Source organism: Pseudomonas sp. TTU2014-080ASC (genome assembly GCF_001446935.1).
GTDB lineage: Bacteria > Pseudomonadota > Gammaproteobacteria > Pseudomonadales > Pseudomonadaceae > Aquipseudomonas.
The window spans coordinates 293525-313377 of sequence record NZ_LKKK01000002.1 but is presented as its reverse complement, the minus strand read 5'-3'; the positions used below and the strand labels follow the sequence as shown (position 1 = coordinate 313377).

Sequence of the window (19853 nt, the reverse complement as noted above, 5' to 3'; positions counted from 1 at the left end):
AACTCCGGTTAGCAATGGAGCCCCCTTCAAATCTCGAGCCGTCAACGCTCGCTCTCAGTACTTGAGACCACTTCGCGCCAGCGTCTCTCTCGGGCTTTCGCCAAAGCGTTTACGGTAGTCGCTGGCCATACGACCGAGCTGGTAAAAACCCCAGCGGGTGGCGACTTGGGTGACGCTGCGGGGTTTGCAGGGGTCGAGCAGGTCTTGGTGAACACGGTCCAGGCGTACGTCGCGTAGATAGCGCATGGGGCTCATGCCCATGAACTTGGCAAAACCGGCAAACAGAGTACGGCCGCTGACGCCGCTGATGGCGACGAGGCATTCCACAGTGATGTTGTCTTCAGGGTTGGCCTGCATGTAATCAGCAGCCAGTTTGACGTGACGGGGCAACACGCGGGGAACCATCTGTTGCGATTCATCCAGCAGGTTATGCGGTTGCCATGACAGTAAGGCGGTCATTAGTGTCTGTTCGAACTGCGTGCGGATCAGTGACATCTCAAACAGCTGGGGCGAACGCTGCAATTCCCCGAAAATATGCCGTGCAGTGTTGCGCCAGGCAGCGCAGGCAGGGTGGTCGAGGTTCATTCCCGAATAGAAGCGCAGAGGCCGCTGTATAACCTGTCCGTACAAACTGCTGGCGTGCAGTTCGAGGGCTTCACGTTCTATGCGCACCACCAGTTTGCGGCAGTCACTGCTCCAGTTCATTTCCAGGCTTTCATCCGGGCCGTGAACACTGCCGTGACGATGATCGCTGTGCTGTTCACGCCCACAGATTCGCAGGGTGTCATGCCCGGCCACAGGCAGCTGAATCAGGTAGAAGCTATCCAGCGTTTCAGGCTGGATATTGACCTCTGCACCGTAACGAATCTGGCTGAAGCTCAGGCGTCCGGTGCTGAGGTAGCTGTGCTGGTAGTTCAGGTGCTCGCTGCTGCCGGCCTGCAGGCGGTGTTCACAAAAGACATCCGCCACCAGTTTGCGAGTCTCCTCCAGGTCCCGAGAGCGCAAGACCTGAAGAGACTGATAACCGTGCAATTCAAGGCGGTTAGTCATGGCGCACCCTCCCCTTTACCACGGCATGATGCGCTGCTTGCAGTGCTGGGAACCGGGAGAGAGCCGCCATGCGTTACCTCACTGATAAGCCGCCGGACGGCGGCGATGCCAGTCGCTTATTTTTTGCACCGCCATACCGGCACGGCACAAGACTGCCTCACCGCCTTTACGGGCGATGAACTGGCCGCCGATGGGCATGTCGCTCTGGGTAAACCCGATGGGCAGACTCAGACACGGATGACCACTGACGTTGAACGGTGCGGTGAATTGGATCAGGCGGCGGTTGGCCTCAGGGTCCAGGGCCAGGCTGGCCAGCTTGGCGTGGGTCGGTGCGGCATACGGCTGTACCGGTGCAAGTACCACATCCAGCTCATTCATCAGTGCGTCCATCTCACCAGTGAAACGCTGCGCGTCGAGCAAAATACGCTGGTAGTCCATGCCGCTCAGCGCCCTGCCGCCGTCGATCAGACGACTCAGTGCCGGGCCGTACTCGCTGGCACGCTGTGGATAAGTATCTGCATGGGCGACAGCAGTCTGCACGCCACAATGGGCTTCCCAATTACTGCTGACGGCCCGGGCGTCCGGCATCCGGATGCGGATCAGCTGGCCACCGGCTCCGGCAATCAGTTGCATCACCGCTTGCAGGGCCTGCTGGATTTCAGGGTCTACACCTTCGCTTAACCAGCTTTCGTCGATACCGATGCGCAGGCCTTTAAAGCTGTCGTCGATACCGGGAATCTCCAAACACACGCTGGGCATGGAGGTCGGGTCAAGCGGATCGTGTCCGGCAATGGTCGAAAGCAGGAACAAGGTATCGCGGGCGCTGCGAGTCATCGGTCCGACATGATCGAGGCTGGCCGCCATCTCAAACGCGCCATAACGGCTGACCCGTCCCCACGTTGGCTTCAGTCCGGTCAAGCCGTTAGCCGCGCAAGGGAAGCGAATCGAGCCACCGGTGTCACTGCCCAGCGCGCCGAAGCACAGGCCGGCCGCAGTGGCCACGCCACAACCGCTGGAGGATGCGCCAGTCCAGTGGTTGGCACCCCACGGGTTTACTGGCGGCTCAATAGTCGGATGATGAATGGCAAACGCGCCTTCCGTCATTTGCAGTTTACCGAGCATGACCACACCGGCTTCACGCAACCGTGCAACCACGGTGGCGTCTTGCTGCGGCACGCGGTTGGCGTGCACCGGCATACCGGCGGCAGTCACCACACCGGCAGTGTCGAACAGGTCTTTGTAGGCCAGCGGAATACCGTGGAACGGGCTGCGGCAGATGCCTTTAGCCAGCTCGGCTTCGGCTTCACGGGCCTGCTCCAGCGCCAGCTCTGGTGTGACGCGGGCGTAGCTGTGCAGCTCGCCGTCCAGCGCGTCAATGCGCGCCAGCATGGCCTCGGTCACTTCAATCGGAGAAATCTTGCGGGTACGGATCAGCAAGGACAGTTCTTGCATCTCCAGATAGTGCAGATCGTCAGGCAGGCTCATTGCTCAGCTCCGATAAAACTTACAGCCAGACGATTGAATTCATCCGGGCACTCCGTCTGCAGATGGTGGGCCGCATTGCCAAACACATGCAGCTGAGCATTGCGCAGGCGGTTGAGCATCATCATCGGCACGTCGACACTGCCAAACCAGTCATGCAGCCCCCAGCACAGAAGCACTGGTGCTTGGATATGCGGCAGCACGGGCAACAGGTTTTCCCACTCGCCAAACGCACCTGGCGTTTTCAGCAGTTGGATGTACTCCGGGTTATTGCTGGCCTGAAAGCGCAGGCGCAGGTTTTCATCGTCCAGACGGCTGTCGTCATGCAGCTCGTAGCGCTGCAGCAGTACGCGCATTTTGTCCAGGCTCGGCCCGCCGCCTTCGAGGTAGTAATCACCCATCAGGTTGGCCGCATGCTTGCTGAACAGCGGCAGCGGTGCGAGTACGCCCTGATCGACCGGCTGTGAGCCGATGGTGATGATGCGCGCCACACGCTCAGGGTGATCAGCCGCCAGACGCAGGGCCACGCCGCCACCGAATGACTGATTGATCAGATGCGCTTTGGCGATGCTCACGGCATCCATAAAGCCCAGCAATTTGCGAGCATGCCAACTCCACAGTGGACCTTGAACCGGCACCATGTCGGAGCGACCAAATTGGGGGAAATCGAGGAAGTAACAGCGATGATTGGCTGCAAACGTTGCAGCACTTAGGCGGAAATTGCTCCAGGCTGTGCTGCCCGGGCCACCACCGTGGGTAAAGATAATGGGTGGGCGTCCGGTGTCATGCCCCAGCACTTGGTAGTGCAAGCGGACACCGTCGACCCATACGAACAGACTTTCGCTTGGGGACTCTGTTGACATAGGGGTATCCGGAAAGAGAAAACCAGCGCCCGTTTCCGGACGCTGGTTCTGGAGGATCACTCTTCGATCTTGCGCACTTTGTAACCAGGGCGATGACCGTCTGCGGTGTCCTTGAAGATCAGACTGCTGGTCTTCACGGAACCCGGTACACCGCGACCCGGTTTAGCGATACCGCGGTTCCAGCGCGATGCCACCTTACGCCAGGTGATCGGCGAGATATCGGTCGCAACCAGTTGCTCGTCGTCCCAGCCGGTGCCGTCGGTGTAGAAGTTCTGCATGGCTTCACGGGCATACAGGTCGCAGTCGTTGAAACCGTGTAGGCACAGCGGCTCGTACATGTACTTGAAGCGGTAGTCGAATTTCTTGACGTCTTCTTCGGTCGGGCAGATGCGTACCAGGATTTCCCAGTATTCGTGGGTGTCGTCAGTGATCGGCACGTACCACTCGTACTGTACAACGTGCTCTTCCGGCCAGTTTTCCACCATCAGAACGCCCGGCAGAACAACGGATGTACGGTAGAAACGACCCTTCACACCTTCCACTTTCAGGTCCAGTTTCGGGTTTTCCAGAACCGGCTTCCACTTATCTGTGAACATCCACTGCATCAGACCTTTCGGGCCGTTCTCGTCTTCTACAACGGAAATGCAGTCGTCAGAGGCCGGCAGAATGCCCAGCGGCAGAACCCAATCCATTGCGTGAACAATGGCGTTGTCTTTGTGCACCAGGATGTGAGCGTTGTCGAAGCCGTTCTCACAGGCGATACGCCAGTTGCCGTAACCGGTACGGTGAATACCGCGGATCTGAGCGTTTTCGTCGAGTACGCTCGGGGTGTCCGGCCACAGCGGATGAGGGAACTTCTCGTTGTTTTCCGGGAAGCGGAACGGCAGGTCGTGGGACAACGGCGGAACGTCTTCCAGCGGGAAGTCATCTTCACGAACGAAGACGAAGATCATGCCGTTGACTTCATGAACCGGGTACGAAGTGATGCCGGTGGTGCCGACCAGTTTGTCGTCCGGGTTGGCAACGATGGTCACCAGCTCACCGCTTTCCAGGTCGAAGGTGAAGCCGTGGTACCAGCAGGAAATGGTGCTCTTGTTGAAGCACATTGGCTTCTCGGACAGACGCACACCACGGTGCAGACACTGGTCTTTCAGCGCGAAAACTTTACCGTTTACACGGCGCAGTACGATTGGGATACCACAAATCTGGATACCCTCAACCTCATCTTCCGGCAGCTCGTGGGAGAACAAAGCCGGGTACCAGTGGTTGATGAAGCCCCAGGCTGCATCTTTATAAGGCTGGTACTGACTTTGTGTTTTAGCATTGTTGGTGCGGGCGTCACTGATACCCGTTTTGACAACCCGCCGGCGAACAATTGGCTGCTCGGACATTTTTTATTCTCCCTAGCTGACAGGAAAGCGCCACCCTATGTGGCGCGGTTGATGTCATCCTAAGAAGGTGCGAGCGCACTGACGCTCCATATACCGTTTGGCTTATCCCGCCAGTGCAAAAAGATGCACGCAATATAGGGATATTACTTAGCCAGGGTTTCCGACGGACTTTCACCAAAGCGGCGCTTGTAGTCCGTGGTGAAATGACCGAGGTGACTGAAGCCCCAACGAAACGCTACCGCCGTCACCGTATCGGATCCAGGGCTTAGTTTGCGCAGCTCTTCGTTGACTCGACGCAGACGGATTTCCTTCAGATAGGTCATTGGTGAGGTGTTGCGATAACGGCGGAAACCGGTGAACAACGAGCGGCTGCTGACACCTGCGTGTTCGGCCATATCGACAATCGAAATCGGCTCGTGAGCATGGTCCTCAATGTAACGTTCTACCCGCTTCACAAACGATGGCGCCAACGAAGGCCCTTCTGCACACAACTCTTGCGAATAGCTGTGCGGTTGGTTGGTCAACAGCATGGTGATCAGTCCACTCTCCATTTGCGAAGCTATCAGCGGTGACAGTTCGTCCTCAACAGACAGGCAGTCATAGACCCAACCGATCATGCGCAGCCAGCGGGCCCCGGCCTCGGTGTAAAGCGGCATATTGGGTTCAAATTCAACAGTGTGACGCAGGGTGCGCCCGAGCAGCTGCTGACAGTGGCGGTCCAGCAGATTTCGCTCAACTCGGATGATGAGCTTTTCTGTGTCCGCTTCATGATTGAAAACCGAGCGTGACACTGGATTGATGACAGCCCCCTGGCGAGGGTTGCACAACACGCTCTGACCGCCGATATCGATCTTCTCCTGACCACGAATGGGCATTTGAATCAGAGCAAAAGTATCCAGTACGTCAGGCTTAATCGTGACGTTTGCGCCATAGCTCATTCGGCCGATGCCAATACCACCAACCTTGCGGTAGAAAATGCGTGTATTCAGTGGACTTTTGCTGTCGAGGTTGCAGATGTGATTCTCGCAGAAGATTTTTTCGCCCCAGTGTCGCGCTTCTTCAACATCACGAGTACGGCACACTTCAAATCGCGCCAACACCGCCTCAGGCGGAGTGACCGGACGGAAACTCAACTGTTCCATTTTTACAACCCTCTACGGCCTGGCAGGCAACCAGGCCGCGCTATCTCACGATTCTTCTTGTGCGGCTTGTGGTTCATGCCACAAGCCATTCTTGTTATCGCAGAGCGAGCTGAGCCAGTTTGGATCGGCGCCTTTTCTGGCGCCCCGACTCAGTGCAAGGCATCGCCCAAGGCGTCGCATACTGACAAGCGCTATAACGCTCACTTCGTACAGAGTCTCAGCACTTTGGCTGCTGTGGACTCAGGGTGCCCTAAACATTGGTAAAACAAGCATTTAGCGTGCCCACTTTGATCCAGATCAATTTTTTCCGTTAGATGCCGCTAATGGGGGAAAAACACCCTGCCGAGCCATCAGCGCCAACCTCAATAATCGGCAAGATGCCCGTTCCAGACACCTCGCCGTTATTTCGGAAAAAACCCTCGCTGAATATGCTCAGCGGCGGGTGGCATCAACCATTACAAACATCATCCGAGCCGGTGTGTTACCGGTGTTACGCCACGCATGGCGAGTACCCATTTGCACCACAACATCACCCGGTTTGAGCACGCTGGTAACACCGTCATCCAGGCACAGTGTCAGCTCACCTTCGATGAGCACACCGTAGTCAATGGTTTCGGTGCGATGGAAACCTGGCTCATCCTCTTCAAAGCGTTGCGCCATACCCGGCACACGCACCGCCAGTTCCTCAGCAGCAGCTTTCAACTGCTCCTCAGAAGGCACCTGGTCTGAGTGCGGGGGGAACGTTACGAACATGGCACTGGTGCCGCCTGCCGGGGGCAAAATGCTGGTCAGCTCAGCCAGCGGGTTAGGTTGCACATTGCCGACTTCAGCATTGGCTGTGGTTTGCCAGTACACCGCCACACTGAAGCCTGGCGTATGTACGAAAGATTCATCGCCAGGTACCGGCCCGGAACTGACGACCCGGGAACGGCCCTGTGCGTCGTGACCAGTCACTACACATTTTGCGCGCGACATGCAGTACTCCTTGATGCAGCGGCAGTGGCCTCTGACAGCCACCGCACGCCTGACTTATTGATGCAGAATGTGGAAGTTGGTGAAGCCGTTGCCGTGTGCCTGAATGTCTTCAAGCGCTTCGTTCAACTGCTCAAGGGGATAAGCGCGAGACTCCAGCTGAGACAAGTTCAGCAAGCCGGCCTCGACCATGCTGGCCATCTCTTCTCCCTGCGTGGTGGTAAACCACAGCGAGCCAATGTATTGCAGTTGGGCACACATAAATGGGTGCGGATCAATTGGAATCGGTCCGGCCACACCACCGATCTGCACGATGCGACCACCACGGGCAACAGCGCCCATGGCATCTACCGACAGCTCAGTCGGCGCTTTCGCGCCCAACGTATCGAGCATGGAATCGACACCGCAAGGCAGCAATGCGCGTACCTGATCCTGAATCGAACCGTTGCCGATTTGAACCGGAATCACCCGACGCGGGTCGAGTGCTTGCAGGCGCTCAAGCGCCTCTTTGTCACGGGCCACAACCAGTACGCGCGAGGCACCAAATGCCAGCGCCAGCAAAGTCGCGCCCACGCCCAGCGTACCGCTGGCACCGAGGATCAGAATGTTTTGCGAAGGACGCAGCTCAGCCTTGCGAATGGCCGAATAAGCAGTGCCCAGGTAACCGAACCGAGTGGCTTCAGCAAAGCTCAGGCAATCCGGCAGACGCACCAGATTGTGAGTATGTGCGGTCATGTACTGGCCATAACCGGCATAGGAATAACGTTTGAAGACTTCCTGCGAACCCGGGCCAAAACCGAAGTAACCCATAAAGGTGTAAGACTCGCAGCGCGGTGCATCACCTTCACGGCAATGGCGGCATTCGCCACACCCCACACCCGGATTCACATAAACCCGGTCACCCGGCTTGAATGTGGTCACGGCGGAGCCAACTGCGGCTACGGTGCCGGCGGAATCAAGACCGAAAATAGCCGGCAATTGCGGCAATGGCAGAAACGGATACCACTCAGGAAAGTGCGTAGTGACGTTTTTTAAATTTGGGATGATGCCGCTGGCAGCGACTTTGACCAGCACATCATGCGGGCCAGGGGTTGGAACTGGAATTTGATCGACGACAAAGCGACCGCCAATTTCATGTAAACGAGCTGCTTGCATCATTGACACAGGACACTCCTTGGATCGCGACTACGGCGCAAGGCCAAGCGACCCGTCTGACACACCTGTAAACAGGCTTTTTATAGAAAGAGCCCAGGCCATTGCTGGCCCGGGCGGAGTCACACAAGGGGTGTTGCGGCAATCAGCGTCCTGCTGCTTGCAGTGCCTGCAGGGAGAACTGAGTCGACTTAGCGTCGAAGTTAGTACGCCATGCAGTGGTGTCGATGATCGAAATGGTCGCGTGGTTACGCTGGAAGTCGATCACAGAACCTGCGGTGGTGCGGATGTCGCCATCCTTCACGTTGGAGTAGGAATGGAATTCCATGAATTTCCAGAACTCGCCCTTACGGTTGTAAGCCTCACCGTAGTGAATACGCGGGAACTTGGTGTCGATGTACAGAACCTTCTTGCTGTATGGGTGGATCGACGGCGTGATCGCCTCGACCACATACACTTCACGCACTTCGTAGCTGTTGCCGATGAAGTTCCAGTAAGGCGGATTCGGGTCCATTACCGGATAACGGGTTGCGTAGTCTTTACCCTCTTTGTTCCAGATATCTGCACCGGTTTTGCTTGCAGTCACTGCCAGGATGTTGCGCTTACCCAGCAGTTTGTATTCCGGGTACCAGCACGGACGGGCGTTAAAGATTTCCAGGTCATCCTGCAGTTGGTCAGAGGAACCTACCGGGTCCATCCATGCACCGCCGGAGAGCTGACGGACACGGCGCACAGCCGGGATGTAAGCCCAAACGCTGTTAACTTTGTCCGAGTCATACATCACGGTGTAAGTGCCCAGACCCTTCATGTCGGAAGGCGATTTGAAGTACAGCAGCTGGCGGCCACGCTCGCTGCCATCACCTTCCACAGAGCTGTCACCGGTCAGGCGGCCTTTCATGGCGTAACGGGTGAACTCGGCAACCGGTTCAGCGTGAACGCCCTTTTTGCCATCGATCAGCAGTTGGGTGTAGCTCGGCACCTGAGATACGTCACCGACGATCTGACCCAAGTGGAAGTTCCAGACGATTTTTTCCGCAGCCTGGGCGTCATTTACGTCGATAGTCGGGAACGGCGCACCGGCACCCCAACCATCAACACGGCAGGCTTCTTTGTTGATGCTGGTCTTGCCTTCGTTGGCCTTAGACGCCGCAACCCAACGCGGATCCAGCGGCACTTCCTGGGAAGCAGCCAAGGTCATTTGCATGCCGTTGTTGCGGATACGCCACTCCAACTTTTCAGTCAGCAGACTGGAAATGGTGTGACCTTCAAAGGTTTCATTCTTCAGCTGGTCGATGTTGGCGGCATTGATCACAGTGCCCGCCGGAACTTCACCGGCCTGTGCTGCACCGACAGTGCTGGCGGCGATCAGGCCAGCCAGCAGTGCACGACGAAATGTAGTCATGATTGAGTCTCCGATATCACTCAGAACAGGTAAGTCAGGCTGGTGTACAGCTGATCGCGGTTATGCAGGTAACCGAACAGGCTGGTGTTTTCGCAGGTAGCCAGGTTGCCTGGCTCACACTTGTCGTCGTGGTAACCGGTGTCCCAGAAATGGTCGTACTCGACTTTCCACTTCAGCTTGCTGGACAGCTCGAAGGTCACCGACGGAACGACGAAACCACCGCCGTTGCTCAGGTCTGCACCGACCACCAGGTTCGGGCGAATACGGCCGTTGGCGTAGCTCATGTCGAGGATCGCAGTACCCATGACCGAGTGCTCCTTGACCTTGCCGCCCCAACCTACGCTGTACAGCAGGTTGTCGTCTTCGTCGTAGTTCTGAACCCACTTGTCAAACAGCTGCACGGAGAAGAACGCCGGCTTTTCAGTACCCAACAGGTTCTGGGTAAAGGCCAGGTTTTTATCCATACGCACCATCAGAGCCAGCACGTCTTTCTTGGTGTAACCGTCAAAACCAGCCGCTACGTATTGGCTGATCAGCGTTGGCGTTGCCGCTTCGAACTGGTACGGCGCGTCTTTGATGTAGGCCAGTTCGGTACTGAACACTGCATCTACAGCTGAGGAGTATTGGCTGGCAGTGAAGCCGAACACATCGACGATCGGGTAGATGATCTCGCCTGCTATACCACGGGTTTGGTCACCGTCAGTGGTCACAGCACCACTTGGCACCTCCGGCATACCCAACAACGCCAGGTTGTTGGAAGCGTTCATGATCGGTGCGTTCCAGTAGGTCTTCAGGTAGGAAAGCGAGTAGTTGGTGTCGCCCCACAGACCATTCCAGCGAATACCGCCGGTAACGTCATGACGGTCGCCATCTTCATGGTTGAAGTTGTACGGGTCGATGTTGCGGAAGTCGACGCCGGCATAAGGCTGGCTGGACCAGCGACCGCCGTAGATGTCGATCTCGGTACCGATGTCTTTTTTGCTGTCCAGACCCGGGCGGATAAACATCTCGATACCGCCGTTCAACTCGGGAACATCGATGTTGAACTTGGCCATGATGTTGGTCTTACGCAGCTCCTCGTTCGCCGGCTCGAGGAAGGAACGCCAGGTGTTGTCGAAGCCGTGAACCAGGTCGTTGGCGGCGAAGAAGTCAGTCTCACCCCAGGCGATCTGCTGCTTACCCAGACGAACCCAGGTGCGGTCGCCCATCGGGAAATCTACGTACAGCTCACGAATCTCGTTCTTGTCGTAGAGATCCGTAATGTCACCGCGACCATCCGCTTCGTGGTAGTTGTTCGCGCCCATTTTCTCCAGGTGCTTGAGGAAGTTGGTTTCAACTTCACGAACACCGCGCAGCTTGGCGACGAAGGACAGGGTGTCAGTTGGTTTCCACTGCAGGTTTGCACGGACGGTGCTGCGCATCATGGAAAGCTTGCCCTTGTCATCGTAACCGGGCGTGTCTTCCCAGTCCTTCATGTTCCAGGACATTTCCTGACGCAGATAACCATCGTACGTAAAGGTTTCAGCCAGCACGGGTGTGGTGACCACACCCAGTGCTACAGCCAGAGCCAGCTTTTTAAACGAGGCTTGCGGTTGCGTGCCCCGGATAAGCTTGTTCATGGTGATTCTCCCCAGAGGTTGCGGCAGCGATTGATCGATTGCTGTTGTTTTTGTGTCGTCTCAAGCCATCTGAAACGAGGAGTTCGGCTTTTCGGCGGCCGGCGCCGGTTGCCCATCGCCAAAAATGAAGCGCGGGCGGAACACGTAGAGCAGGGCTGGCATGACAAACAGCGAGCTGAATGCAGAAACGCTGAGCCAGATCGCCATCAACAGACCCATCTCGGCCTGGAAGCGCAGGGACGACAGCCACCACAACAGGGTCGCTACGATCAGTACGCTGGCAGTCACGATGACGCCCATACCTGCGGTGTGCAGCGAGATGCGCACTGCCTCTTCCGGCGATTTGCCGTGGGCGACTTCTTCTTTGATGCGGTCGGCGATGTAGAACGCGTAATCCACACCCAGACCAATGCCGAGGGCGGCAACCGGCACGGTGTTGATGCTCATGCCGATGTCCTGCCAGGTCATGTAGGCGTAGGTGACCATGTTGGAAATGATCACCGGCACCATGAACACCATGCCGGCGATGCTGGCGCGGTAAACCACGGTACAAATCACCGCCAGCACCATCAGCGCCAGGGCCACAGCCTCAATCTGGCTGGCCAGGATGATTTCGTTGACCGCCGCCATCACACCAATCTGGCCGCCCGCCAGTTGCCACTGGCCAGTGGTCAGCGGATGGCTGTCGATGTATTCCTTAACCCGTGCCACAGCAGTGCGGATGGTCTCGCCCTGGCGGTCACGGAACATCAGAGTGACCGCGCCGTTGGCGTATTGCTCATCAGCAAAGCGCGACAGGTCGCCCGGCTCAGATACGGAGTCGAGCATAGCCACCAGACTGCCGTTGACCGCGTCACTGCTGCCGATTTCCAGATAACGGGGGTTACCTTCGCGCAGGCTGGCGTTCATTTGCGGGATCACATCCGCCAACGAGATCGAGCCACCCACTTCCGGCTGTGCCTCCATAAAGCGCTGCAAACCGTTCATGGCCTGCAGGGCTTCGGTGCTGCGCACAAAACCACGGTTGTCTTCGTCACCGAGCACCACAAACATGCGGTCCACGCCTTCGAAGCGCTCGTTGATCGCAGCAGAGTCGACGTTGTAGGTGGATTCTGGCCACAGAATCGGCGAACCAGGGTTGGCATCACCAATTTTCATGTTCAGCGAATAAAGACCAGTGCAGATCACCACCAGCAGTGAACCGGCCAGAACCACATAACGACCACGGGACAAGCTGACACGCGTGGCCAGATCCAGCACTTTACTCAGCGCAGGAATGCAGTTGATCGGGTGCACCCAGCCGTGCGGCTTGCGGATGTACGAGAGCATCACCGGGGTCAGGATCACTGCACTGATGGTCAGCGTGGCGACCCACACGCAAGCCAGAACGGTCAGCTTTTGCAGCATCGGGATCGGGCTCAGGGCCACCACCGCCATCACTGCAGCATCAGCGATCACTCCCAGCATGCCTGGACGGAACAGATCAGCCAGCGCCACTTTTGCGGCAATACGGCCGGTGTCTGCGCCCGGCGGGAGGATTTCCAGCTCATCGTCGAAGCGGTTAACGATCTGCACCGAGTGCGAGACCGCTCGGGAGGTGATCAACATCGCCACCACAATCACCAGCGGCTCGAAGTTGATGTCGAGCAGGCGGCAGATACCCAGCGCCCACGACGCACTCACTGCACCGGCCAGCATTGGCAGAAGCACACCACGCCAGGTCCGCAACAACACAAACAGCATGAACAGGGTCAACGTCAGCGCAGCGGCCACCAGCTGCACGGTTTCCGGCAGGTAATGGCCGACCCAGCCGAACAGGATCGGGTCACCGACGATGTGAACGCTGACACTGTCGTCCTCGACGCTGTTAATCAGCGCGCGTATTTCTTTGAATACGGTGCCGTATTCCACCTGTTCGTCGATAAAGTCGACCGTCACCAGCGTAGCTTTCAGATCACGGGATACATACGGGCCATACACCAGCGGGTTACGCAGCACCGCCTGTTTCAGCGCATCCATCTCCTCTGCCGTAGCCGGCAGATCCGGCCACATCAGTGGCACGCTGGCGATGCCCATGGTGCTGGCGCGCACTTCTTTGAGCTTCTTGGAGGCCAGCGAGGTGATCTGGTACTGGTTAACTGCAGAGACTTCACGCAAGCCCAAGGTCACCGTGCGGACTTTATCCAGCAATTCCTTCTGGAAAATGTCGCCCTCTTTGGCCTCGAACATGATGGTGACCATGTTTGAACCGCCAAAGGTGTCTTTGAACTCGTTGTGGGTTTTGATGTACTCGTGGCGCGTTGGCAGCATGTCTTCGAAGACAGTGCGTACTTCAACGTGCAGGGCAAACCAGCCGAGAATCAGCGTCACCAACAGCAGGCTGCTGGCCACCCAATTGCGGCGCCGGATGCAAAATTCGGCAATACGTTCGATCATGGAAAACTCTCGCTTGCGTTAGGCAAAATGGGCGTCAGGGCTGCAACAGGGACCAGGTTTTTCCGTCCCAATGGCCGATATTGGCGCCGGCCAGCCACAGGCCGCCGTCAACCGGCAGTGCGCGCACATGCCAGGCCAGATTGCGTTCATCGAGAATCCCTTTCTCCCAGTTGTCGCCTTTACCGGCGGACCAGCGCCCCAGGGCACCGGTTACAAACCAGCGCTGCTGTTGGGCTTGCCAGGCCACGTCAAACAGGTGGTCACGCAGGCCTGAATCGCGCGCGATCCAGCTCAGGCCACCGTCAGTGGTCTCCAGCACCATCCCTTCCAGACCGACGGCGACGCCGTTGCTCTCGTTGCGGAAAGTCACGGCCATAAGCGAGGAGCCAATGCCCACATCCACTTCCTGCCAGTCATTGCCGCTAAGGCTGCCGCGAATCACTCGGCCGAATTCACCCACCACCAGCAACGTGTCTGCGTCCAACAGGGCCACGTCATTCCACGCCACGTCCTCTTCTTCACGCAGGCGCTGCCAGCTGTGGCCGTAGTCGCGGCTGATCAGCAATGCGCCCATTTCACCAGCGGCAATGGCCAGACCGGCGTCGTAAGCACGTACACGGTTAAGTTTGTTGGCGATTTCAGAACGAGGTACATCCTGAGCCTGTTGCCAGGTCGTACCTTTGTCGGCGCTGTAGAGCACAACACCGTCATTGCCCACTGCTACGGCATTGCCGTTAGCCCATGTGGCGATGTCTTGCAGGGTGCTTTTTACCGGCGTGCTAACACGGGTCACGCTACTGTCACCGGCGATCTTCAACACCTTGCCACCGGAACCTACGGCCAGCAGATCGGCACCCGGCACCTTGGCCAGCCCGTAAAACTGGTCACGGCTCTCTAACGCAGCTGGCGTGATGGTGCTGCCAACGGGTTGAGGACGGATGAAAATACCTGCCCAGAGGAGCGCCGCAATAATCACCCAAGGCATCAAAGCCACCATGAGTTTCATTATTCGGGCACCGATTCCAGGAGTCTGCGCCTGCGCAAGGCTGAGTTCACTAGTAGCGATATTCGACATGAGACAGATCCACACGTTGATCGCCGCCGGAAAGCGGGCGGCGAAGGCACGGTGACATTAGGTGGCCATGCCCGTACGGACTATCCAGCTACTGCTCGCCTTATCCGCCGAGTGCAAGTTAATGATCAGCGTCAATGCGAAAAGCCGCTCAAATGCGCTTAAAAGCTCGCGAATAAACAGAAAAATCCTTTAAAAACAGTATGTTATTCGGCTATCCGAATACTGCATCCGCACAGCCACCGGTGCGCCTGAAAGCGCATCGGTGGCCTGATTTTTTACAGCTTGAAACGACTCACCAATGCGTTGAGTCGTGCCGCACTGGCCTCCAGGTCATCACTGCGGCGGTTCACGTCAGCAGCGCTGTGCGAGGCGCTTTCTGCTGAATCGGCAATGCTGACCAAGCTGCGGGAGAGCAAATCACTGGTGGTGGCCTGCTGTTCGGTCGCGGTGGCGATCTGCTGACTCATATCGCGAACCTGGCTGATCACCTGAGACAGGCTGTCCAGCGCCTCACTGGCCTCACTTGCGGTCAGCACATTGCTCTGCGAGGTTCGGCGGCTCTGTTCGATGATGTCCACCACCGTGCGGGTGCGCTCCTGAATCAGGTTGATGCTTGCGCAGACCTCCTCGGTGGAGGTGTGCGTACGCCGCGCCAGCGCCCTGACCTCGTCAGCGACCACGGCAAATCCACGGCCCTGCTCCCCAGCCCTGGCCGACTCGATCGCCGCGTTCAGCGCCAGCAGGTTGGTCTGATCAGCAATGTTGCTGATGACCGCAACAATGGTGCCGATGGACTGGCTGGCGTCATCCAGTTGCGCTGCCAGTGTGGAGACATGTTCAAGGGTTTCAGCATCTTTGTTGATCGCCTGCACCAATCCGGAGACCTTACTTTGGCCGAGGGCTACAGCGTCATCTCCGGCTCCGGTCACCTGCGCCGCATGCCCGGCGTTGGCGGCCACTTCTTCGATGGTGGCTGCCATTTGCTGCATGGCGGTGGCCAGTTGCCCTACTTCATCGCGCTGGTTGTCGACCACCTGGCCGGCTGTGCGGCTTTGCTCCTGAAGCTGGACCGAGGTGTCTTGCAACGATTTGCTGGTGCCTTTGATTTCAAATACCAAGTCCGCCATTGCACTGAGGAAGTGGTTGAACTCACGCGCCAAGGTGCCTAGTTCATCATTGCCACTGGCCGGCAAGCGTGAACACAAATCCGCCTCACCACTGGCCAGCTGCTTCACCGTATCGGCCACCGCCCGCAGCGGCTGGGCAATCGCCCGCCCCAAAACCACAACAGCTACGGCCAAAGCGATTGAGGCGAAGGTGCCGAGCAGCAACAGCTGCATTGCCAGGGTAGTCACGCCGCCCAACAGGGCCGAACTGGGAAATGCCAGCCCCAACGACCAAGCAAACTCCGTTTTGCCGATCGCCACCGGAGTAATCAGCATAAAAATTTCCTCCGACAGAGCCGGCGCTTCAAAACGCAGCGTCATGTTTTTACCCGTGCGCACGGCATCGGTCACAACATCAACGTTGTCGCCCAAGAAATCGCGCTCGCTGTCGGCCTGCTTCATGCCTACGCGGCTTGCATCCGGATGCGCCACCAATGTCGTGTCATGAGCTATCAACGCAGCAATACCGACCTCCAGCGGGCGTAAGCTGCTGACACGCTCCTGTAGCTTACCGGCATCAAGGCCTACCCCAATCGAACCGGTTACCACACCATTACTGAGGACCGGGACCGTCAGGGCGATCACTTTTTGCTCAGTGTTCCCCATGTTAATCGGCACCAATGGAATGGCTTGTTCATGATCAGAACGGGAGCTACGTAACGCGCTGACCAAAGCATGCCGGTGCTCATCCAAGGCTGGGTTAAGGCGATTGCCAGTGCGCAGCCAGAGCACACTGCCATCCACCTCATTGGTGCGGGGAATCCACCAGATTGCGGCCGCATCAGGCAAGCCTGCAATCAATGACTCGATCATCTGATCAGCGATTCGCCGGTCCGGCAGTTCCCCTTCAATCATCTCGCTGCCAAACAGGCCGGCGGTATTGCGCAATGAGTAAAGTGGGACGTCGAAATAGGTGCTTATTTCACTGGCCTGTTGCTTGGCAATCGCATCAATGGCGACCTCAGCCAGCTTTTCAGTGGAGTTTCTGCTGGAGAGATAGACCAGCGTGACGGTGGCCAGGTAGATAAGCAGTGTGAGGGGTAAGACGGTGAACAACAGTTTGTTCTTCATCGACAGGTTCGACAGCATTAGGGCACCTCTTGTTAGTTATTGGGTAGCGCACCGCAGGCGTCATTTTTCGCAAGGCAAAAAAAAGCGCCGTGACTAGCACGGCGCAAACAGAGCAATGCATCAAGCGCGCTGCTTGAGCAGATCCAGAGCAACGTCAACAATCATGTCTTCCTGCCCGCCCACCATACGGCGACGGCCCAGCTCGACAAGAATATCCATGGTTTTCAGGCCATATTTGGCGGCCGCCACTTCGGCATGACGCAAGAAGCTGGAGTACACACCGGCATAGCCCAGGGCCAGGGTTTCGCGGTCTACGCGAACCGGGCGATCCTGCAGCGGACGCACCAGGTCATCAGCAGCGTCCATCAGGCGGTACAGATCAGTGCCGTGGTTCCAGCCCAGGCGTTCGGCAGCGGCGATAAACACTTCCAGCGGTGCGTTACCGGCACCAGCGCCCATGCCGGCAAGGCTGGCGTCGATGCGGTCGCAACCTTCTTCCACCGCAGCGATGGAGTTGGCCACACCGAGGCTGAGGTTGTGGTGCGCGTGCATGCCGGTCTGCGTTTCAGCATTGAGCACCGACTTGAACGCACGCATACGGTCGCGGATGTCGTTCATGTTCATCGCGCCACCGGAGTCGGCCATGTAGATGCACTGCGCGCCGTAGGACTCCATCAGCTTGCCTTGAGCGGCCAGCTGCTCAGCCGGGATCATGTGGCTCATCATCAGGAAGCCGACAGTGTCCATGCCCAGTTCACGGGCGAACTCGATGTGCTGTTTGGACACATCCGCCTCGGTGCAGTGGGTGGCGACGCGAACGCTGCGCGCACCGGCTTTGTAGGCTTCTTTCAGGTCGTGAACAGTGCCGATACCGGGGATCAGCAGCACGGTGATTTTCGCGTGCTTGATCACGTCGGCAGCCGCTTCGATCCACTCCAGATCGGAATGTGCGCCGAAGCCGTAGTTGAAGCTGGAGCCTTGCAGGCCGTCACCGTGGGTGACTTCGATGGAGTCGACCTTGGCTTCGTCCAGGGCGCGGGCGATGTCCTGCACGTTCTGGATCGAATACTGGTGACGAATGGCATGGCTGCCGTCACGCAGGGTCACGTCGGAGATATAGAGTTTTTTGCTGGGATCAAATGTCATGCTCATGTCCTCAGGCCTCGCCGTTCAGCATTTTTTCGGCCATGCGCTCGGCGGTGGCCATACCGGCGGAGGTCATGATGTCCAGGTTGCCGGCGTAGGCTGGCAGGTAGTGGGCAGCGCCTTCCACTTCGAGGAATACGGAAGTCTTCAGCCCGGAGAACTTGCCGTGGCCGGGGATGTTCAGCGGTGCATCTTCCGGGATCACGTCGAACTGCACTTTCTGCTTCAGGCGGTAGCCCGGCACATAGGCGTTGACGGCCTTTTCCATCTCCAGAATGGAAGCTTCCACAGCTGCCTGATCAGCCGCTTCGGACAGTACGAACACGGTGTCACGCATGATCAGCGGCGGTTCAGCCGGGTTCATGATGATGATCGCCTTGCCCTTCGCTGCGCCGCCGATTACCTCGATGGCCTTGCTGGTGGTTTCGGTGAACTCATCAATGTTGGCGCGGGTGCCCGGCCCTGCTGATTTCGACGCGATCGACGCGATGATCTCGGCGTAGTGGACTTTAGCCACGCGGGAAACCGCTGCGACCATCGGAATAGTCGCCTGGCCACCGCAGGTGACCATGTTCACGTTGAGCTTATCGACGTGCTCAGCACCGTTGACCACCGGCACGCAGTACGGGCCAATCGCAGCCGGAGTCAGGTCGATCAGGCGGATGCCCGGCTTGATCGAACGCAGGTATTCGTCGTTTTTGACGTGGGCAGACGCGCTGGTGGCATCGAAGACGAAATCGATGTCTTTGAACACGTCCATCTTGGTCAGGCCGACCACGCCTTCGTGGGTGGTGGCAACGCCCAGACGCGCAGCACGGGCCAGGCCGTCGGAGTTAGGGTCGATGCCGACCATGGCGCCCATTTCCAGGTGCTTGCCATGACGCATGATCTTGATCATCAGGTCGGTGCCGATGTTGCCGGAACCGATGATGGCGACTTTCAGTTTCTTCATGCTGATGCGCTCTTTACGTGGAGCTGCCGATTACTCGGCCGAAAAATTCACTGCAACCTGGCCAACGCCTTCGATCACAGCCTCAAAACGGTCACCTGCGCTGACGCCAACCATTGGCCCCAGTGCGCCGGTGAGGATGATGTCGCCGGCACGCAGCGGATCACCCAGACGCGCCATGGTGCGCGCCAGCCAAACGGCGGCATTGAGCGGGTGACCCAGGCATTCGGCACCGCTGCCACTGGAGGCGACTTCGCCGTTGCGGGTCATGCTCATAGCGGCTTTGCGCAGGTCGGTACCGGCAAACGGCACAGCCGGGCCGCCGAGGACGAAGCAGCCGCTGGAGGCGTTGTCCGCCACGGTGTCGACAAACTTGATGTTCCAACCGGCAACGCGCGAGCCGACGATTTCCAGCGCAGGCACCACATAACCCGCCGCATCCATCACATCGGCAAAGGTGGTGTCGGCACGGGGCAGGTCTTTGTTCAGGATCAGGGCGATTTCCGCTTCGATCTTCGGTTGCAGCACCGACGTGAACGGCACGGTTTCGTTGTCGCCGTAGCACATGTCGGCAAACAGAGTGCCGAAGTCCGGCTGATCGACGCCCAGCTGAGCTTGCACTTTGGGGTTGGTCAGGCCGATCTTGCGGCCAACGATACGGCGGCCAGCCGCCACGGCATGGGCCACGTTCAGACGCTGAATGGCATAGGCCGCTTCGCCTGCTGCTTCACCAATCTGTTCGCGCAGGGGGGCAATGGCCACACCACTCTGCTCTGCCTCACGCAGCGCTGCAGCCAATTGCTCCAGAGTTGCCTGGTTCACGCTCATCACATCACCTCAAGGTTCACTGTGACGGGCCCGTGATTCAGGCCCGCACAATTTGCATTGAGGTCGATGTTAGAAACAGGCTGATAAAGCCGGCGCTCCCATGAGCACC

General features: G+C 58.0%; 15 protein-coding genes. All 15 read right to left on the bottom strand.

The window, feature by feature from the left end:
* Positions 1-54: 54 nt before the first annotated feature.
* Positions 55-1050 (bottom strand): AraC family transcriptional regulator, encoded by a 996-nt coding sequence (locus AO726_RS06975; protein ID WP_058067352.1) that lies wholly within the window; start codon positions 1048-1050, stop codon positions 55-57.
* 78 nt (positions 1051-1128) lie between these two features.
* Positions 1129-2535 carry an amidase gene (locus AO726_RS06970; RefSeq protein ID WP_058067351.1) on the bottom strand — a complete coding sequence of 469 codons (1407 nt, stop codon included), beginning with the start codon at positions 2533-2535 and terminating at the stop codon, positions 1129-1131.
* A complete protein-coding gene (locus AO726_RS06965) occupies positions 2532-3395 on the bottom strand; it encodes an alpha/beta fold hydrolase (protein ID WP_058067350.1) in 864 nt (287 codons plus the stop codon). The genes AO726_RS06970 and AO726_RS06965 overlap by 4 nt, the downstream gene beginning before the upstream one ends.
* Before the next feature lie 56 nt (positions 3396-3451).
* A complete protein-coding gene (locus AO726_RS06960; protein ID WP_058067349.1) occupies positions 3452-4786 on the bottom strand; it encodes a Rieske 2Fe-2S domain-containing protein in 1335 nt (444 codons plus the stop codon).
* Between the two features lie 143 nt (positions 4787-4929).
* Positions 4930-5928, bottom strand: coding sequence for an AraC family transcriptional regulator (locus AO726_RS06955; protein WP_058067348.1), 999 nt, complete (start codon positions 5926-5928; stop codon positions 4930-4932).
* Between the two features lie 432 nt (positions 5929-6360).
* Positions 6361-6903: a cupin domain-containing protein gene (locus AO726_RS06950; RefSeq protein ID WP_058067347.1), complete on the bottom strand. Its 543-nt coding sequence runs from the start codon at positions 6901-6903 to the stop codon at positions 6361-6363.
* 54 nt (positions 6904-6957) lie between these two features.
* Positions 6958-8058 carry an alcohol dehydrogenase catalytic domain-containing protein gene (locus AO726_RS06945; protein WP_342633117.1) on the bottom strand — a complete coding sequence of 367 codons (1101 nt, stop codon included), beginning with the start codon at positions 8056-8058 and terminating at the stop codon, positions 6958-6960.
* Between the two features lie 139 nt (positions 8059-8197).
* On the bottom strand, positions 8198-9454 hold the full coding sequence (locus AO726_RS06940; protein ID WP_058067346.1) for a DUF1329 domain-containing protein: 1257 nt from the start codon (positions 9452-9454) through the stop codon (positions 8198-8200).
* 20 nt (positions 9455-9474) lie between these two features.
* Positions 9475-11073 (bottom strand): DUF1302 family protein, encoded by a 1599-nt coding sequence (locus AO726_RS06935; protein ID WP_058067345.1) that lies wholly within the window; start codon positions 11071-11073, stop codon positions 9475-9477.
* A gap of 60 nt (positions 11074-11133) precedes the next feature.
* A complete protein-coding gene (locus AO726_RS06930; protein WP_058067344.1) occupies positions 11134-13509 on the bottom strand; it encodes an efflux RND transporter permease subunit in 2376 nt (791 codons plus the stop codon).
* A gap of 34 nt (positions 13510-13543) precedes the next feature.
* Entirely contained in the window at positions 13544-14584 is a 1041-nt protein-coding gene (locus AO726_RS06925; protein ID WP_058067343.1) for a WD40/YVTN/BNR-like repeat-containing protein, read from the bottom strand.
* Between the two features lie 275 nt (positions 14585-14859).
* Positions 14860-16839, bottom strand: a complete 1980-nt coding sequence (locus AO726_RS06920; RefSeq protein WP_058067342.1) for a methyl-accepting chemotaxis protein — start codon at positions 16837-16839, stop codon at positions 14860-14862.
* A 102-nt stretch (positions 16840-16941) separates the two neighbouring features.
* The gene (dmpG, locus tag AO726_RS06915) at positions 16942-17967 is read right to left on the bottom strand and encodes a 4-hydroxy-2-oxovalerate aldolase (RefSeq protein WP_058067341.1); all 1026 of its coding nucleotides are present in this window, start codon (positions 17965-17967) and stop codon (positions 16942-16944) included.
* A gap of 10 nt (positions 17968-17977) precedes the next feature.
* A complete protein-coding gene (locus tag AO726_RS06910) occupies positions 17978-18919 on the bottom strand; it encodes an acetaldehyde dehydrogenase (acetylating) (RefSeq protein ID WP_058067340.1) in 942 nt (313 codons plus the stop codon).
* Positions 18920-18949: 30 nt separating this feature from the next.
* Complete coding sequence (gene mhpD / locus AO726_RS06905; protein WP_058067339.1) at positions 18950-19744, bottom strand: 2-keto-4-pentenoate hydratase; 795 nt, start codon at positions 19742-19744, stop codon at positions 18950-18952.
* Positions 19745-19853: the final 109 nt, after the last annotated feature.

Coding starts and splice junctions, on each gene's coding strand:
- mhpD (WP_058067339.1), bottom strand. CDS start 19,744: ATGAGCGTGAACCAGGCAACTCTGGAGCAATTGGCTGCAGCGCTGCGT.
- AO726_RS06930 (WP_058067344.1), bottom strand. CDS start 13,509: ATGATCGAACGTATTGCCGAATTTTGCATCCGGCGCCGCAATTGGGTG.
- AO726_RS06935 (WP_058067345.1), bottom strand. CDS start 11,073: ATGAACAAGCTTATCCGGGGCACGCAACCGCAAGCCTCGTTTAAAAAG.
- AO726_RS06910 (WP_058067340.1), bottom strand. CDS start 18,919: ATGAAGAAACTGAAAGTCGCCATCATCGGTTCCGGCAACATCGGCACC.
- AO726_RS06965 (WP_058067350.1), bottom strand. CDS start 3,395: ATGTCAACAGAGTCCCCAAGCGAAAGTCTGTTCGTATGGGTCGACGGT.
- AO726_RS06925 (WP_058067343.1), bottom strand. CDS start 14,584: ATGTCGAATATCGCTACTAGTGAACTCAGCCTTGCGCAGGCGCAGACT.
- AO726_RS06960 (WP_058067349.1), bottom strand. CDS start 4,786: ATGTCCGAGCAGCCAATTGTTCGCCGGCGGGTTGTCAAAACGGGTATC.
- AO726_RS06940 (WP_058067346.1), bottom strand. CDS start 9,454: ATGACTACATTTCGTCGTGCACTGCTGGCTGGCCTGATCGCCGCCAGC.
- AO726_RS06920 (WP_058067342.1), bottom strand. CDS start 16,839: ATGCTGTCGAACCTGTCGATGAAGAACAAACTGTTGTTCACCGTCTTA.
- AO726_RS06970 (WP_058067351.1), bottom strand. CDS start 2,535: ATGAGCCTGCCTGACGATCTGCACTATCTGGAGATGCAAGAACTGTCC.
- AO726_RS06945 (WP_342633117.1), bottom strand. CDS start 8,058: ATGATGCAAGCAGCTCGTTTACATGAAATTGGCGGTCGCTTTGTCGTC.
- AO726_RS06950 (WP_058067347.1), bottom strand. CDS start 6,903: ATGTCGCGCGCAAAATGTGTAGTGACTGGTCACGACGCACAGGGCCGT.
- dmpG (WP_058067341.1), bottom strand. CDS start 17,967: ATGACATTTGATCCCAGCAAAAAACTCTATATCTCCGACGTGACCCTG.
- AO726_RS06955 (WP_058067348.1), bottom strand. CDS start 5,928: ATGGAACAGTTGAGTTTCCGTCCGGTCACTCCGCCTGAGGCGGTGTTG.
- AO726_RS06975 (WP_058067352.1), bottom strand. CDS start 1,050: ATGACTAACCGCCTTGAATTGCACGGTTATCAGTCTCTTCAGGTCTTG.